Raw genomic sequence first — 17,105 nt, 5'->3', positions numbered from 1 at the left:
CGCGTTGGCTGGGCATGCCCGCCGCGTTGGCCACGCCGCACGGTGGGACATGCCCCGCTCTTGCAGCAACGAGCGGACATAGTCCCGTTATGTCCATTGATGGGCGCGTTGGCTGGGCATGCCCGCCGCGTTGGCCACGCCGCACGGTGGGACATGCCCGCTCTTGCAGCCACCAGTGGACATAGTCCCGTTATGTCCACTGATGGACGCGTTGGCTGGGCATGTCCTCCCGCGGTGGCCACGCCGCGGGAGGGCATGCCCATCCCCGTATGGGAGGATGTTCCGGTGACTTCCCCCGCCCCCGCCCGTGCCCGCCGCCTCCGCGGCCGTCGGTCCGGCGGTCTCCCGTACGTGGGGCTCGTTGCGCTGGCGCTGCCCCTGCTGCTGGGTGTGGCTGCGTGCTCGGCCCCCGCTCCGACGGTGTCTTCCCCGGCCGGATCTGCCAGCCCCGCCAGCCCGGCCGGCTCCGTGAGCGCGGCGCCGGCGCCCGCAGCGTCGGGGCCGGCGCCGGTTTCCCCTTCCCCGGCAGCGGCCGGGGCGTCCCCCTCCGCTGCCGCAAGCACCGCACCTTCCGGAGTGTCCGACGCCGTGAACGCGGCGCTGCAGGCACTGGCCGCTGCCACACCGCAGCCGAGCCGGGAGCAGGTGCGCGCCAGCCTCTCCGCAGCGGGGTTCGCCCCGGCCGCCGTCGAAGTTTCAGCGTCCAAAACCCCCACCGGGCTGGCCGCCGACGCCGTCGACATCGGAGTGCTGGGCAACAACGAATGTGTGATGGCGCAGATCCGGTCCGGAACTGTGGAAACGTCAGTCTTGCCGGTTCTGCCGAACGGGCGATGCTTTGTTGGCAGCGTCCAGCGGTAGGCAACAGGAGTCGCATGTCGAAGGTAACGAACCGCCGCGCCGGGATGGCGCAGGAAACCCACCGCACCCGCCGGCGTCGCTCGCTGATGGCCGTCCAGGTCGCGGGCGAACTGCTGATCACCGTCGGCGTGATTGCTGTGCTCTTCGTCGCCTGGCAACTGTGGTGGACCAACGTGGAAGCCGACGCTGCCCAGGGCGCTGCCGTGAAGCAGTTCCTGCAGGAGCACCAGGTGCCCGCCCCCAACGCCCCCGCTGCCGCGGCGCCCGCGGAACCCGCCGCGCCGGCGGACCCGGCTGCCGTGCCGGCCGGCACCGCACCGGCCCACGGCAAGGCGATCGGCGTCGTCTACATTCCCCGCTTCGGAGCCGACTACAGCCGGCCGGTCATCGAGGGCACCAGCAGCGACGTCATCGACACCCTTGGCCTGGGCCACTATGCGGGAACAGCGATGCCCGGGGCCGTGGGGAACTTTGTGGTGGCAGGCCACCGCCAGACGCACGGCGCGGTCCTGGACAACATCCACATGCTGGTGCCGGGGGACAAAATCTATGTCCAGACTGCCGACGGGTTCTACACCTACGTGTTCCGGAACCAGGAAATTGTCCTGCCGGACCGGGCGGACGTGCTGGCGCCGGTGCCGATGCAGCCCGGCGTGGCGCCGGAACAGCGGCTGCTGACCATGACCAGCTGCAATCCGCGCTTTGGGTCCGAGGAACGCATCATTGCCTACTCGGCTTTCGATTCATGGCAGCCGCTCGGCGCAGGGCCCCCGGCGCCCATCGCGAAGCAACTCGCCGCACTGCAGGGGAAGGGCTAGACAATGTACCTTTGGCTTTTTCAGCACCTTCCCGGGCCGCTCTGGCTGCGGGTCCTCTTCTCGGCGGTGATCCTCGCGGGAGTGCTGCTTCTGCTGGTCGACGTCGTTTTTCCGTGGCTTGCTGACTTCACGCACCTGACCGACGCGACGGTCGGCTAGCCGGTGCCCGCGAGCCAGCCGCCGCCGTCCGGGCCGCCGCCGGCCCCGCCTCCTGCGCTTCCCTTGTTGGAGGAGCTCCTCGCCGGCGCGCACGTGGTGAGCCTGCCGATGCGGGTGAAGTTCCGCGGCATCCTCCAGCGCGAGGCCCTGCTGCTGGACGGCCCGCTGGGGTGGGGCGAGTTCTGCCCCTTCCCGGAGTACGGCGACCCGGAAGCCTCCCGCTGGCTCGCCGCCGCGCTCGAGGCCGGCTGGCAGGGGTTCCCGGAGCCGCTGCGGACGGTGATCCCGGTCAACGCCACGGTCCCCGCGGTCGCCGCGGACCGGGTCCCGGAAATCCTGGCCCGTTTCGGCCGGGTGGACGCCGTCAAAATCAAGGTGGCCGAGCCCGGCCAGAGCCTCGACGACGACGCCGCCCGGGTCGCCGCGGTCCGCGAGGCGCTCCCGGACGCCGCGATCCGGGTGGACGCGAACGGCGGCTGGGACGTCCTGACCGCCGTCGAGGCGCTGACCCGGCTCTCCGCCGTCGGGCTCGAATACGCCGAACAGCCGGTCCCGGACATCGCCGGCCTCGCCGAGGTCCGCCGCCGGCTGCGCGCCGCCGGCACCCCGGTGCTGATCGCCGCGGACGAAAGCGTGCGCAAGGAGGACGACCCGCTCAAGGTGGCCCGCGCCGGCGCCGCGGACCTGATCGTGGTGAAGGTGGCGCCGCTCGGGGGAGTGCGGCGCGCCCTGGACATCGTGGCGCAGGCCGGGCTGCCCGCCGTCGTCAGCTCCGCGCTGGACACGTCCGTGGGAATCCGTGCCGGACTGGCGCTCGCCGCCGCGCTGCCCGAACTGCCGTACGCCTGCGGGCTGGGCACCGTGTCCCTGCTCGCCGCCGACGTCACCAGGGATTCCCTCGTGCCCGACGACGGCGCCATCCGGGTCCGCGACGTCGCCGCCGATCCGGGCCTGCTGGACGAATACGCGGCCGCGCCGGAGCGCCGCGAGTGGTGGCTGGAGCGCCTGCGCCGGGTCCACGCGGTGCTGGCTGCCGGTTAGGAGCCGGCGGGTTTCGCCGCTATTTCAGCCCTACCGGCCAGCGGCTTGGTGGGCCCGGATCTGCGCGGAATCAAGGGTATCGCTGTAGACGGCGGCATTGTCGATGGTGCCATCGAAGGACCGGTTGGTGGGGGCGCCGGGCCAGGTGACCGCACTGGTGTTCATGGTGTCGTAGCCGATCCGCCAGTACCCGGCGTAAGTTGGACCCGATGTTGCGCCGAGGTCGTAGTCGACCAGCTGTCCGTCGATGAAGAGGGTGATCCCGGGCAGCACGATTCCACCGGTCGAACGGTCGTAGCCCCAGGACTGCGACATCGTAACGGTAGCCTGGTGCCATGCCCCGTCGTTGTAGCCGCCGCGGCTGGTAATGACGGACAGGCCGTCGCGATTGACCGGGCCGACGCCAAAGTTAATGGCCCCCGTGTTGGTCATGTAGAGCTGCCGGTCAGTGACGCTGGAAGCGCCCGTCTGAGCGTTCCCCAGCCCCAAGAGCCGGCCGCCCTTGGTGGTCTCCGTCTTGAACCAGATTTCCAGGGTAAAGGAGTTCGGGGCACTGCCAAGACGTGTCGGGGTGCTGACGTAGCTAGTTGACCCGTCAAGACGAAGGGCGGGGCTGTCGTCGGCAGCGCACGATCCCCCCACGCGGGACGCTGTTCCCTGCAGAGTCCCGTTTCGACCGATCACGGAGGCGTCAACGGCGGCACCGGAGACCTCATTGAAGGCATAGAACAGGTAGGGGCTGTCCGGCCGGGCGGCGGAGAAACACGGGTAGCTGCTCAGCGCCGAAAAGCTGCTGGCCTGGGTGGGCGCGGCGGCTGAAAAGGCTGCATGTGACGGCGCCGCCATGAACAGTCCCGGCGTCACCAGGACGGGAAGCGAGGCCAGGCTCAGGAGCACCCTGGTGGTCTGGGCCCTCCGCGCAGTCCGCCGGAGATGCCGGCGGGTGGCTGGGCGTGCGGTACTCCCGACCCGCCTGCGGATGGCTGGGCGGCCGGTACGAGGCTGCCGGCCGCGCGTCGGCCCGGTCTTGACGGGGCTCTGGCCCCTGGAAGCCGCGCTGGAAGCTGCACTGGACCCGGCGGCCGCGGCCATGGTCAGGGCGGAGACCGCAACGAACACGGAGGCGAGATTGCCCCAGTTCTTTTCGGCGAGCCAGACCATGGGAAGGCCTACGAAAGGTACCCGAAGCACGGCGACACCGTGCACTGCGTCCGGCGCGACCGGGGAGGAATCGTTGGACTGGTTCGCGTCGCCGCGCAGGATGAGGCCCCCATCAGGGGCGTCCTCCACATAGCGGTGCAGGCGCAGCTTGCCGGCATGGTCCGGGTCATCCACGAGCAGGATGTGGCCCGGAGAGGCCGTTCCGGCGGGGACCGGCCGGCTGACCACCACGTCGCCGGCAGAGATCCGGGGCTCCATGGACCCGGTCATGACCGTGGTGGGTGTCCATCCCAGCGCGAAGGGCAGCAGGCCCCACGCCAGCATTCCGAGCATGGCGAACAGGACCGCGCGTGCCACGACGGACCCGACCAGCCGCGCTGCTCCCATGCCGGCGGACTCCGGGCCGCCGTCGTGAAGCTCTACGGCGGAGCCGGCGCCATCGGCGTCCAACCGGGTTGCAGAGTCTGTGGCTGCGGGGTTCTGGTCACGGCGGGCCGCCGCGTTCACCCTGAGGTGCCTGAGGCCGGACCTGCGGATGGTGTTGCTGTCCCGGGTCCCGCCGGCCTGACCGCGGGACGTCCGGGCAGCACGGTGCCCGGACGTCGCGGGTAGTCGGCTGGGTCCGGGCATCGGATTAGCTGTTCTGTGCTTCCCAGGTGAAGCCCATGGACGCCGTGCCACCCTGGGTGGTGTTCGGGGCCCCGGTCTTCATCGTGTAGGTGATCATGTAACCGCGGGTTTCGGTCTTCCCGTTGCCAGCAGGGGTCCAAGTGCCGAAGCCCGTCCCGAAGCTGGTGTTTTTTGCGCCAAAATCCGCGAGTGTGCCGATGTACGGGGCTGCTGCGGGGGTCAGTGCGGTGAAATCCTTGCAGGAGTTCTCGACGGGCGCGGTGCCTTCGGTGATGACGAGGTCGACGTTGGCGCCGAACTCATTGGCGGTCTTAGCGTCGGTGGCGTAGAGCTTGACTGCGGAGGCCAGGGAGCCACTGGAGGTCACGGTGATGCACTTGGAACCGGTGGAACCGGGCTTCATGCCCGTTGCGGTGAACATCGCAGTCCCGCCGGTGGCGCCATTGCCATTGATTGCGCCGCTCTCGATCTTGACCGTACCTGCCGTCCAGTTGCTCGCGGGGCTTGCCACCGTGCTGCTGAACGCGGAGTAGGAAGCCTGGGAGACGGCGACGCCGCTGATCAGGAGCGCTGCGGGGACGACGGACCATTTGGCCCATTTGGCCGTACGTGCGGAAATCTGTGCCATGAGAAGCTCCTGGGGAGGAAGTGGGACTGCGCCCGGCTGAGACCTAGCGCCGGCTCCCTGAGTGGAGCCTGCAGAAATAAACCTATACACACTTAACTTGAAAATCAAGCTAACGAATATTCCCTCTAGTTTTTTGGCTAGAAAACCCCGGTTTCAAAGGGTTTCCGGCAAAGTGGCTTGAGAGTAAAGTAGATTGAGAAGCAAGTTTAAAGTTGATTCACAGCACTGTTAGGGCGTGGCGCCTATGATGGACAGCCCGCACATACCTGGGCGCGAGGACAAGGACAAGGAGCTAGACATGGCAGACCAATCGGAGGGCTCATCGGGTGACAAGGACGCGCTGCTGCGCATCACGCAGGGACTGCGTCGGGTGGACGTGGGGACGTATGCCCTGCGGATCCGGCTGGCCGAGAAGCTGGGCATCGGCACCATCGACATCAACGCGATGGCCTTTGTGGGCGAAGTCGACGGCATGACGCCGAAAGCCCTCGGGAGTCTGCTCAACATCACCACGGGATCCGTGACCGCCATGGTGGACCGCCTGGAATCCAAGGGCTTTATGTTGCGCAAGCCCCACCCCACGGACCGGCGCAGTGTGCTCTTGCAGCTGAGTCCGGCCGGCACCCACGCGATGCAGTGGGCCACGGAGCACTTCGCTGAAGCTGCCGCGGCAGTTCTCGAGGGATCGTCGGCAGACCGCATTTCCGACGTCGCCAGCTTCCTTGAAGGAATCGGGCAGCGGCTGCTGGCCGCCGCAAGCGCGCCGGAGCAGTCGCCGAGCTAACCCGGGAGTTCACCGCAACTTCACCCGGAGGACCGCTGCGAGTAGTCCAAGGCTGGAACGGTGGGGAGGCCCCCAATCCACCCGTGGAAGGTCTCTCCATGTCTGTCTCTTCCGGACGCAAATTCTCCCTGCTCCCGATGCTCGGCCACACCAAAGGCAAGCGAAGCGCCGTCACCTGCGCGCTTAAATGCGACAACGCCTGCAGCGGCGAGGTCTGCAACACCAGCTCGAACAGCTACTTCCGCGACATCGCCTCCGCCACCATGTCCCGCCGCGCCGCCCTGGGGTTCGGCGCCGCCGGTGCCCTCGCCGTCGCGTTCGGCGGCGCCCTGGCCTCGCCCGAGTCCGCAGTGGCCGACGGCGGCCCCGGACTTTCCGCGGCAGCCAAGAACGGCTACGGCACCTCCAAGCTCAAGTTCACCGCGATCGCCCCGGTGGATTCCGCCGTCGACGCCCTCACGGTGCCGGCAGGCTTCACCTGGCAGCCGGTGATCCGCTGGGGTGACCCGATCTTCAATGACGCCCCGGAGTTCAGCCTCGGCAACCAGACCGCGGCGGCCCAGGCGCGGCAGTTCGGCTACAACAACGACTACTCGGACATCCTCGAGGTCCCGGGCAGCAAGGGCCGCCGCGCGCTGCTCTTCGCCAACCACGAATACACCAACGAGAGCATCATGTTCCCGGCCACGATGGCCGCCGCCGACGTCCGCGCGATCGGCGCCGCCGCACACGGGCTCACCGTCGTCGAGCTGGAGCGCAAGAACAAGAACAAGCCGTGGTCCTACGTCAAGGGCGCGAAGCTCAACCGCCGCTACCTCAACAACACCGCCTACCAGCTCACCGGCCCGGTGGCCGGCTCGCCGCTGGTGCGCACGACGGCGGACCCGGCCGGCCGCACCATCCTCGGCACGCTGGGCAACTGCTCCGGTGGCACCACCCCCTGGGGCACCATCCTCTCCGGCGAGGAGAACTTCAACGGGTACTTCGTGGCGCCCGGCACCTCGGCCGCCGACAAGCGGTACGGGCTCACCAGCAAACCGACCGCCCGGCAGTGGGAACTCGATGACCCGCGTTTCGACGCCCGGAATCCCGGCTACGAAAACGAAACCAACCGCTTCGGCTGGATCGTGGAAGTGGACCCCTTCGACCCCACCTCCACGCCGAAGAAGCACTCCGCCCTGGGCCGGTTCAAGCACGAGGGCGCCAACCTGATCGTCGCCGAGTCCGGCCATGTGGTCGCGTACATGGGCGACGACGAGCGCTTCGACTATCTCTACAAGTTCGTTTCGGCCGCGAAATACGTGGAGGGCGACCGGAAGCACAACATGACGCTGCTCACCGAGGGCGATCTCTACGTGGCCCGGTTCGCCGGCAACTCCCCGGCCGCCGAGATCACCGGGACCGGCGCAGTGCCGTCGGACGGCGGCTTCGACGGCACCGGGGAATGGCTGCCCCTCGTGGTCGGCGGGAAGTCTCTGGTTCCCGGGATGTCCGTCGAGGAGGTGCTGGTCTACACCCGCCTGGCCGCGGACAAGGTGGGCCCGACCAAGATGGACCGCTGCGAGGACGTCCAGCCCAGCCTGCTCACCGGCAAGGTCTACGTCGCCTGCACCAACAACTCCGACCGCGGCAAGATCGGCAAGGAAGGCGCCACGGAGGTCAACCCGCGCAACGAAAACCGCGACGGCCACATCGTGGAAATCACCGAGACCGGGGACCAGACCTCAACGGCGTTCAGCTGGAACCTGCTGATGGTCTGCGGCGATCCCTCCACCGGGGACGTGACCTACTTCTCCGGCTTCCCGGCGGAGAAGGTCTCACCCATCTCCTGCCCGGACAACCTCGCGTTCGACTCGGTGGGGAACCTCTGGATCTCCACCGACGGCGCTCCCTCCGGTATCGGCAAGGCCGACGGGCTGTTCAAGGTCACCCTCGACGGCGCCGAACGGGGCCGCGTGGAGCAGTTCCTCGCCGTCCCGCGCGAGGCCGAGACCTGCGGGCCGATCGTCCACGACGAGGAACGCACCGTGTTCGTCTCCGTGCAGCACCCGGGCGAGGAGGGTTCCTTCGCGGACCAGCATTCCTTCTTCCCGGACTACGTCCCGGCAGGCTCGACGCCGGCCCGGGGCAAGGTCCGCGCCCCCCGCCCGGCAGTAGTCCAGGTCTTCCGCGCCGACGACTAACCCAGCAACGCGGGGTCAGATCCGGCCCATGTTGGGGCCCGGGACGGGCGATATCTGACCCCGCGTTGCTTCTTGGGACGACTGGGGTGTGGTGGCCCGCAGGTGATTTCCGGAGACGAACCAAGTGTGGGTCTGTCCAAACACGCGTGAATGCTACTCCTGCGGCAACGCGGTTCTGTCCGTAACCTTCGACTCATTCAGGTATGAGGACTAGGTGGGGGAGTGTCTGATATGGAAATTTCAAGACGAACTCTGTTCGAGGCTGGCGCGGCGGCCGGCGCAGGATTGATATTGGCGCCGGTCATCACGTCCACAGCCTCTGCGGCCGTTCCAGCGGGGGTGACCCCCTTCACCGAGCAACTGCCGACGCTGGCGGAACTGGGCGTCATTGATGCCACGGGCGGCGGCAGCGCAACCATCGAGATGGTCAATGCAACTCATCAATTCCACAGTGCGATGACTGCGACACCGACGTTTGCCTACCGGGGCGGTACCGTCTCGCAGAACTACCTCGGCCCCGTCATCGTGGCGAAGCAGGGTGTTCCGTTCGACCTGACAGTGGTAAATAGTCTCGGCGCGCACCCGCTGGCTTCCGCCATCGACTACGGCGTCGACGGCGCCGTTGCCGCCGACGCCACCGCCCCAAGAGCCTCCGTACACCTGCACGGTGGGAACACCAGCCCGGGCAACGACGGCGACCCAACCGACACCTTCGCAAATGGCGCATCGAAGACCTACCACTACGGGAACACGCAGGAGGCCGCCGGCCTCTGGTATCACGACCACGCCCTGGGGATCACCCGGCTGAACGTGTTCGCGGGACTTGCCGGCGGTTATGTGGTTCGCAACGGCGATGACCCCGGCGACGGCACCACGGGCCTGCCCCCTGCCCCGTTCGAGCAGCCGCTGGTAATCCAGGATCGTATGTTCAACAGCGACGGCACCTTCTTCTACCCGGCCAACGCCAATCCTGGGACAACTGGCCGGCCATGGGCGCCCGAATTCTTCGGCGACGTCGCAACGGTCAACGGCAAGGCGTGGCCGAACCTCAACGTCGACCGGGGCAAGTACCGGTTCCGCGTATACAACGGGTCGAATGCCCGGTTCTACAATCTCAGCCTCAAGTCCGCCGGCCCTGCCAACAGGTTCTTCCAGATCGGCTCGGATGGTGGCCTGCTGAATGCTCCCGTTCCCCTCAACACACTGTTGCTCGGCCCGGGTGAACGGGCCGACGTCGTGATCGACTTCGCCGGACTGAAGCCAGGCGCCAAGGTCCTTCTCACTAACAACGCCCGCGTGCCGTTCCCTGGGGGTCCGCGCGCGGTCAAGCGGGGCGGCTCGCCCCTTCCACAGATCATGCAGTTCACGGTGACAAGTGCAACCGGGTGGACAGCACCGCTGCCTGCAACTCTCCGCGCCGCGCCCATCACTCCGCTGGCCACCACGGCCCGGCCTGTTACGGCGGTCCGAACCATGACGCTGGTCGAAAACCTCAACGCGTTGGGCTCTCCGCTCATGGTGCTGCTGAATAACAGGAACTTTGACGTCGCGGGAGCGACCACAACAGTCGGCACGAACACCCTTGAACAGTGGGAGCTGGTCAACACCACCGTCGACGCCCACCCTATCCACCTGCACTTCACCCAGTTCCAGGTGCTCAACAGGCAGAAGTTCGACTCGGCGCGCTACCTGGCCGCAAATTACGGGCCGCAACCTTTGGCGCCCAACACCGGCTCGTTCCCCCCGCCCGCGGCCGCGTTCCTGCAGGGCGCCCCGCAGGCACCCCCCGCCAATGAACGGGGGTGGAAGGACACCGTCGTGGCCATGCCGGGGGAGGTCACCCGGATCGTTGTGCCCTTCGGCGCCAACGCGGGCGGCTCCGTGACCGCCTTCCAGGCCTCGTTCACCGGGCGCTACGTATGGCACTGCCACATCCTCGAGCATGAGGACAACGACATGATGCAGCGCTACGTCATCACCGCCTAGCCGCGCGCCGCCGGGGTGACGTGCGTCAACGGGGAAACCCTCCCCGGACCGTCCCGCAGGTGTGGCTTCTCACAGCCCGGGGTCCCTCTCATAGCAACGCGGGGTCACATCCGGCCCATGTTGGGGGCCGTTATGGGCGGAATCTGACCCCGCGTTGTTTCGTGGGGCGGAGGGGCGGGGGAGCCCGGGGCGGGGCGGAACTGATAATTTGAACAGTGTGAATAATCCCGCCGAAATGGTTGTCCCCAGAGTCCAGGCAGCAATTGCCAGCGCGTTCGGCGAAGAGTTCCGCGAGACCGATCCCGTGGTCCGGCCCTCGCAGTTCGCGGACATCCAGATCAACGCCGCCATGGCACTGGCCAAGAAGGTCGGGCTGCCGCCGCGGGACGCCGCCGCCCGGATTGTCGAGGCCCTGGACCTGGACGGGATCTGCACCGGGGTCGAGATCTCCGGACCCGGCTTCATCAACCTCACCTTCGACGGGACCTGGATCGAGGAGCTGCTCAACACCGAGTCCCACGGCACCCCGGGCGTGCCGGCGGCGGACGCCCAGCGCGTCGTCGTCGACTATTCCTCCCCGAACGTCGCCAAGGAAATGCACGTCGGGCACCTGCGCACCACGGTGGTGGGCGACAGCATCGTCAAGGTCCTCGAATCGCTCGGTGACACCGTCATCCGGCAGAACCACATCGGCGACTGGGGGACCCCGTTCGGCATGCTGATCGAGCACTGGCTGGAAATCGGCGAGGACTCCCCGGAGGCGGCGCTGCTGGTCGATGACCCCAGCGCCTTCTACCAGGCCGCCCGCGCCAAGTTCGACGCCTCCGCCACCGACGAGGACGGCTTCGCCACCCGCGCACGGCAACGGGTGGTGGCGCTGCAGAGCGGCGACCAGGAAACCTTCGCGGTCTGGCAGCGGCTCGTCGCCCAGTCCAAACGCTACTTCAATGCCATCTACTCGGTGCTGGGCATCAGCCTGACCGATGACCACATCGCCGGCGAAAGCTCCTACGACGCCCATCTGGCACAGCTGTGCCAGGAACTCGAGGAGCGCGGCCTCGCCCGCATCAGCGACGGCGCCCTGTGCACCTTCCCGGCCGGCTTCAGCGGCCGCGACGGCCAGCCGATGCCGCTGATCATCCGCAAGTCCGACGGCGGCTACGGTTACGGCACGACGGACCTCGCCACCATCCGCTACCGGGTCCGCGAGCTTGAGGCCAACCGCGTCCTGTACGTTGTGGGCGCCCCGCAGAACATGCACCTGCGCATGGTCATGGCCACGGCCCGCGACGCCGGCTGGCTGCCGGACACGGTCGAGGCCGTGCACGTGCAGATCGGCAACGTGCTGGGGGAGGACGGGAAGATCCTGAAGTCCCGCTCCGGCGCCCCGGTCAAGCTGATGGCCCTGCTGGAGGAGGCCGTGGACCGCGCCCGCGCCGTCATCGACGCCAGCCGGCCCGAGCTCACCGAGTCCGAACGCGCCGTGACCGCCCGGCAGGTGGGCATCGGCGCGGTCAAGTACGCCGACCTCTCCGTGGGGCACGACACCGAATACGTCTTCGACTTCGACCGGATGCTGGCCCTGAGCGGGAACACGGGGCCTTACGTGCAGTACGCCGCCGCCCGGATCCGCTCCATTTTGCGCAAGGCCGGCGTACTGGAGCGGTACACCGCCCTCGAAGCCGCCGGAATTGAGACGGCCGGGACCGACAGCGACGGCGGCACGCCGGCGACGCCGATCGCCGTCGTCGAGCCCGCAGAACGCGCGCTGGCCCTGCACCTGCTCGAATTCGGCGCGACGCTGCACAAGGTGCGCGAGTCGCTGGAGCCGCACCGGCTGTGCACGTACCTGTTCGAACTCGCCCAGCTGTTCACGACCTTCTACGACCAGTGCCCGGTGCTGAAATCCGAGGACTCGGTCCGGGAATCGCGGCTCGACCTGTGCGCGCTGGTGCTGCGCCGGCTGTCCGAGGGCCTGGACCTGCTCGGCATCGAGACGCCGGAGAACATGTGAGCTCCCGGCGAGGCACGTACCCTGAGGGCCCCGAGGCTGACGGCCCGGACGCGGAGGGCACGGGGACGGAAGGCGCCCGATCGGGCGTGCCGGCGTCGGGTGCGCCGGACGGGGACGGGCTGACCGCGCTCGACGCCGCACGGATCGCCGTCGCCGCCCTGCTGCTGGAAGGGGTCCGCTACGTGGTGGTGGCACCCGGCTCCCGGTCCGCCCCGATGGCCTATGCCCTGGCCGAGGCCGACGCCGCGGGACGGGTCGAGTTGCTGGTCCGGATCGATGAGCGCGACGCCGGCTTCACCGCCCTGGGCCTGGCCCTGGCCACCGGGGCGCCCGCCGCCGTCCTGACCACCTCCGGGACCGCCGTCGGCAATCTCCTGCCGGCCGTGATGGAGGCCAACCACGCTGCCGTCCCGATCGTGGTGATCTCGGCCGACCGCCCCGAGGAACTGCGCGGGACCGGCGCCAACCAGACCACCATGCAGCTGGATCTGTTCGGTGAGCATGTCCGTTTCGCCGCCGATGTGCCCGCCGGCCGCGACCCGCGGCGCGCCGTCGAGACCGCGCTCAGCGCCGCCACCGGGGCGTTCGAGGACACCCCGCCCGGGCCCGTCCAGCTCAATCTGGCCTTCCGCGACCCGCTGGTTCCCGCCCCGGGTGACAGGCTCCCGCCCGAGTCCGGCCGCCGGGTGTACCGTGCGCCCCGCGGCCCGCTGGCCCTGGATTTCCCGCCGGCCTCCGAGGCCCTGCCGGAACGTCGCACCGTGGTGCTGGCCGGGCACGACGCCGGCCCGGTCGCCGAAGCCTTCGCCCGTGCCCACGGGCTGCCGCTGCTCGCCGAGCCGTCCTCCAACGCCCGGTTCGGGCCCAACGCGGTGGGGCCCTACCGGCTCCTGCTCGCCGACTTCGGCCCGGAGTCCGCCCAGCCGATCGAGCGTGTGGTGCTGTTCGGCCGGCCCACACTCTCCCGGCCGGTGAGCGCCCTGCTGGCCCGCGCCGACGTCCCCTCCGCCCTGTACCAGCCGGTTCCCGTGGCCTGGTACGAGCCCGGCCGCCGCACCGAACTGCCGCTCCACAACCTGGCGGACCTCGCCGACTTCGCCGGCCGGGGCTCCGCGGCCTGGCTGGATGCCTGGCTCCTGGCCGGGGCCGCCGCGCAGCACGCCCTCGACCTGGCCCTGTCCGGCTCCGCGGCCACCGGGCCCGCCGCGGCCACCGGGCCCGCCGCGGCCACCGGGCCCGCCGTCGGCGCCCTGGTCTGGGAGCACACCCGCGGCCAGCTCGTGCTCGGCTCCTCCAACGGCATCCGGGACGTCGACCTCGCCGGCGCGCCTGCCGCCGAGCCGGGCGCAACGGTCTTCGCCAACCGCGGCCTAGCCGGCATCGACGGGACCCTGGCCACGGCCACCGGAATCGCGCTGGGCGGCCGGCAAGAAACCACGGTGCTGCTGGGCGACGTCACCTTCCTGCACGACGCCGGCGGCCTGCTGCTCGGCGCCGGGGAAGAGGAGCCCAACCTGCGGATCGTGGTCCTCAACGACGCCGGCGGTGCCATCTTCGGGCTGCTCGAACACGGCGCGGTCGAGGCCGCGGGCCGCTACGGGACCGCCGTCGAACGCCTCTTCGGCACCCCGCACAGCGTGGACCTCGCGGCACTCGCGGCGGCCTACGGCATCGCGCACCGCTCGGTCAGCACGACGGCGGAGCTCGCCGCGGCGCTGTCCCGTCCGGTGGAGGGGCGCAGCATCCTCGAGGTGCGCACGGACCGGCACGGGCTGCGGGAACTGCACGCACGCATCCGCGCCGCAGTGGGCTCCGCCGTGGCCGGGGTGCTCGCGGCGGAGTAGGCGCGGCGCGCTTCCGCTGCGGTTTCGGACGAGGGCGACGCGGATCCGGAATCACCGGCAGCCACCCGCGACACGCTTCGCGACTGGTGACTCGCCAAATACCCTGCGCGCCCGAATACCCGCCGCGTCAGGGCTTTTGCGCCGCGCACACCGGGAGCCGCGTCGCACGACGAGAAGTAACGGGCGCCCAGGGCCGGACGGGGCACGCTACGGGGCCTGCGACGCGCTTCGGGTCCAGCGACTCGCGACGTGCCCGGCGATGCGCTGCCAGCTTGGTGACCCGCCATATACCCTGCGCGCCCGAATACCCGCCGCGTCAGGGCTTTTGCGCCGCGCACACCGGGAGCCGCGTCGCACGACGAGAAGTTACGGGCGCCCAGGGCCGGACGCGGCACGCTACGGGGCCTGCGACGCGCTTCGGGTCCAGCGACTCGCGACGTGCCCGGCGATGCGCTGCCAGCTTGGTGACTCGCCATATACCCTGCGCGCCCGAATGCCCGCCGCGTCAGGGCTTTTGCGCCGCGCACACCAGGAAGCGCATCGACGAACGCGAACCGCATCGACGAACGCGATGCGCCGCGAATGACGGGAAGCGTATCAGTTGTCCACATGGCTGTGCCGCGGCATGGTGTGGCCGCTGACGGGATGGGATCTTCGTGGCATGACCGAACTGCCGAGGTTGATCCTCACCCGCGAGCACATCCAGCATGGGCTGACTGCCAAGGAGTTGGCGCGGCGCTGCCGTTCGGGCGCGCTGGTGCGGTTGCGGCAGGGTGTCTACGTCGACGGCGGCGTCTGGCGAGCCCTGACACCTTGGGACCAGTACCGGGTCCGCGTCGGTGCCGCCGCGGAGACCTTTGTTGCCCGGACGATCTTTGCCCGGCATTCCGCTGCCTCTGTCTGGAGAATTCCGACAATCGGGCTCCGTCACCCCATCCATGCCCTGACCCTTCAGAACGACGGCGGACGGTCCCGGGCAGGGGTGCTGCGACACTACGCTCCTCCGGCGGGGCTGAAGTGCGTGCGGCGGGAGGGGATTTTGGTGACCGGGAGAATTCGCACCGTGCTGGATCTCGCGGCCTTCACGCCCTTCGCCGAAGCCGTGGTGCCCGTGGACCACGTGCTGAAACCTGACACTGAACAGCGGCTGCCGGCCCTCACGAAGGAACTCCTTCTGGCTGGAATTGAGGGCAATTACACCGCCGCCGCCGCGCGGCGGGTCCGGGCCGCGGTGGAGTTTGCCGATCCTCGATCGGGTTCTGCGGGGGAGTCATACAGTCGGGCACTCATGTGGGTGGCAGGGTTCCAAGCGCCGGAACTCCAGGCGGAATTTCGCGACGATTCCGGACTCGTGGGCTACACGGACTACTACTGGGACAGGGTGCGGGTGGCCGGCGAATTTGACGGCACCGAAAAGTACGTCAAGCCCGAATACCTGAAGGGCCGGACCGTCTCGCAGACCGTCGTTGACGAAAAAGAGAGGGAGAACCGGGTCCGGGCACTGGGAAACGGCATGGTTCGCTGGGTTTGGGCCGATCTGATGGCAGCGGGACAACTCGAAAGGAAGCTGGCAGCGGCGGGCGTGCCCCGCCGTCGTGCACGCTCCGCGCAGTGACAGCGGTGCTCAATTTCGCACATGACGCAAAAAAGCCCAGACGCTGCCGAATTCCGGTAGCGACGGCGCTTAAGCGCATCGCCAGGCGAAATCCGCCGCACATCAAACAGGGAGCGCACTGCGGGTTACGAGCCGGGAGGGAGCCAGAGCCGGGGCGGATTGGTTACCTACGGCTCGGGACGGCTGCCCTGGAATTGCTTCGCGACAAGGACATCAGTCGAGGAATGGGCAAGGATGGACAGCGTAATGACCAAGGCCACCAGATGAAAAAGCTCATCGGAGTGTTCGATCCCTGATTCGAGGACGAGCAGCCCGTAGACCACGGAGGCGAACCCCTTCGGACCGAACCACATCGCCGCGAGTTGCTCCTTGACGGGCAGCCGGGTACCGAGGAACGAAACCAGCAGAGCCAATGGCCTCGCCACGATGATGGCCAGGATGGCGAATACCCACCCCGTCCACGCGATCTCGCCGAAGAGGAACTCGGGAGTGATGAGGGCGCCAAAGACCAGGATGGCCGCCAGCTTCAGCAGTTCGGACACCAGCTCCCCGAACTGTTCGAATTCTTCCCGGAAGCCAGGTCCTTCCGTGGCCACCGTGATGCCGGCCGCGAACGCAGCCAGGAAGAGGTTGGCCCCGGTCACCAGGCAGATGGCAAGTACGAGCAGGCCAATGGATACGGCCACCAGCGGTTGCAGTCCTTTGGTTGCCATCAAAAAGGGAAGCCGCTCCAGCCAGATGACGATCAGCGGGACCAAGACACCGATAAGCAGACCCAGGACGATTTCTTCGGTTAACACCCCAAGGCCGACATCGGTCCCGCCACCGAGGGCCAGTAGTACAAGAACTACGGGCAGGGCCAGTCCGTCGTTGAGCCCGGACTCAACATTGAGGAGGTGGCGCAGGCGCCCCGGCACTTCCTTGCGCCCCACAATGGCGGCCGCGAACACCGGGTCAGTCGGTGCCAGCACAGCACCAAGCAAGAAGCACTGAAGCCAGGGGAGGCCCACAACGTAATGGGCCAGCAGTGCGGTGAGAAGAAGTGTCAGCGGCAGCCCCAGCAGCAGTGCCCGGCCGGGCAAACGCCACGCCCTGCGAATGTCGGACAACCCCACTTTCATGCCGTCGGTATACAGGACCGAGAACAGAGCGAGTTGGGCCAAAACCCCGACTACAGGATCGGCGGGAGTTATTGGGACAACTCCGAGTACGCCCTGGCCTAGGACAAAGCCGCCGAGAAGGAACAGCACCGCAGTGGAAAGAACCGTTCGACTGGCCCGCTCGGAGATGAGAACACCCAACACCAGCAGCACCGCAAATGCGAGCGTAAGCATCGGTATCATCCACATTCACCCGCCTACTTGGGTGCATCAGAACTCAG

13 protein-coding genes are annotated in these 17,105 nt (G+C 68.4%); 10 read left to right on the top strand and 3 right to left on the bottom strand.

Annotation, left to right across the window (positions count from 1 at the left end; translation table 11 throughout):
• The first annotated feature begins 285 nt into the window (after positions 1–285).
• From QCD75_RS18310 to QCD75_RS18295, 4 genes are all read left to right on the top strand, one after another.
• Positions 286–861: a DUF6993 domain-containing protein gene (locus tag QCD75_RS18310; RefSeq protein ID WP_301230843.1), complete on the top strand. Its 576-nt coding sequence runs from the start codon at positions 286–288 to the stop codon at positions 859–861.
• A gap of 44 nt (positions 862–905) precedes the next feature.
• Positions 906–1,679, top strand: coding sequence for a class E sortase (locus QCD75_RS18305; RefSeq protein ID WP_301230846.1), 774 nt, complete (start codon positions 906–908; stop codon positions 1,677–1,679).
• A gap of 3 nt (positions 1,680–1,682) precedes the next feature.
• Positions 1,683–1,838 carry a hypothetical protein gene (locus QCD75_RS18300; RefSeq protein ID WP_301230842.1) on the top strand — a complete coding sequence of 52 codons (156 nt, stop codon included), beginning with the start codon at positions 1,683–1,685 and terminating at the stop codon, positions 1,836–1,838.
• 63 nt (positions 1,839–1,901) lie between these two features.
• Positions 1,902–2,879, top strand: coding sequence for an o-succinylbenzoate synthase (locus QCD75_RS18295; protein WP_301230841.1), 978 nt, complete (start codon positions 1,902–1,904; stop codon positions 2,877–2,879).
• 30 nt (positions 2,880–2,909) lie between these two features.
• On the opposite strand, the gene QCD75_RS18290 is transcribed toward QCD75_RS18295, so the two are convergent.
• Positions 2,910–4,670 carry a LamG-like jellyroll fold domain-containing protein gene (locus tag QCD75_RS18290; protein ID WP_301230840.1) on the bottom strand — a complete coding sequence of 587 codons (1,761 nt, stop codon included), beginning with the start codon at positions 4,668–4,670 and terminating at the stop codon, positions 2,910–2,912.
• Positions 4,671–4,674: 4 nt separating this feature from the next.
• Complete coding sequence (locus tag QCD75_RS18285; protein WP_301230839.1) at positions 4,675–5,298, bottom strand: hypothetical protein; 624 nt, start codon at positions 5,296–5,298, stop codon at positions 4,675–4,677.
• A 298-nt stretch (positions 5,299–5,596) separates the two neighbouring features.
• Here QCD75_RS18285 and QCD75_RS18280 point away from each other — a divergent pair, with 298 nt between their 5' ends.
• The 6 genes from QCD75_RS18280 (at position 5,597) to QCD75_RS18255 (ending at position 15,724) form a co-directional block, all read left to right on the top strand.
• Positions 5,597–6,082 carry a MarR family winged helix-turn-helix transcriptional regulator gene (locus QCD75_RS18280; RefSeq protein WP_301230838.1) on the top strand — a complete coding sequence of 162 codons (486 nt, stop codon included), beginning with the start codon at positions 5,597–5,599 and terminating at the stop codon, positions 6,080–6,082.
• A 98-nt stretch (positions 6,083–6,180) separates the two neighbouring features.
• Positions 6,181–8,265, top strand: a complete 2,085-nt coding sequence (locus tag QCD75_RS18275) for a PhoX family protein (protein ID WP_301230837.1) — start codon at positions 6,181–6,183, stop codon at positions 8,263–8,265.
• Between the two features lie 231 nt (positions 8,266–8,496).
• Entirely contained in the window at positions 8,497–10,251 is a 1,755-nt protein-coding gene (locus tag QCD75_RS18270; protein WP_301230836.1) for a multicopper oxidase family protein, read from the top strand.
• Between the two features lie 235 nt (positions 10,252–10,486).
• On the top strand, positions 10,487–12,265 hold the full coding sequence (gene argS, locus QCD75_RS18265; RefSeq protein WP_301230835.1) for an arginine--tRNA ligase: 1,779 nt from the start codon (positions 10,487–10,489) through the stop codon (positions 12,263–12,265).
• Between the two features lie 86 nt (positions 12,266–12,351).
• Positions 12,352–14,109 carry a 2-succinyl-5-enolpyruvyl-6-hydroxy-3-cyclohexene-1-carboxylic-acid synthase gene (gene menD / locus QCD75_RS18260; protein ID WP_301230845.1) on the top strand — a complete coding sequence of 586 codons (1,758 nt, stop codon included), beginning with the start codon at positions 12,352–12,354 and terminating at the stop codon, positions 14,107–14,109.
• A gap of 661 nt (positions 14,110–14,770) precedes the next feature.
• The gene (locus QCD75_RS18255) at positions 14,771–15,724 is read left to right on the top strand and encodes a type IV toxin-antitoxin system AbiEi family antitoxin domain-containing protein (RefSeq protein ID WP_301230834.1); all 954 of its coding nucleotides are present in this window, start codon (positions 14,771–14,773) and stop codon (positions 15,722–15,724) included.
• A 167-nt stretch (positions 15,725–15,891) separates the two neighbouring features.
• Here the strand turns inward: QCD75_RS18255 and QCD75_RS18250 are convergent, their stop codons facing one another.
• Entirely contained in the window at positions 15,892–17,058 is a 1,167-nt protein-coding gene (locus QCD75_RS18250) for a cation:proton antiporter domain-containing protein (protein WP_301230832.1), read from the bottom strand.
• Between the last annotated feature and the right edge of the window lie 47 nt (positions 17,059–17,105).

This window comes from Arthrobacter sp. PsM3 (assembly GCF_030433895.1).
GTDB lineage: Bacteria > Actinomycetota > Actinomycetes > Actinomycetales > Micrococcaceae > Arthrobacter.
The sequence above is the reverse complement of the archived record's forward strand: the minus strand, read 5'-3'. Positions and strand labels throughout refer to the sequence as shown.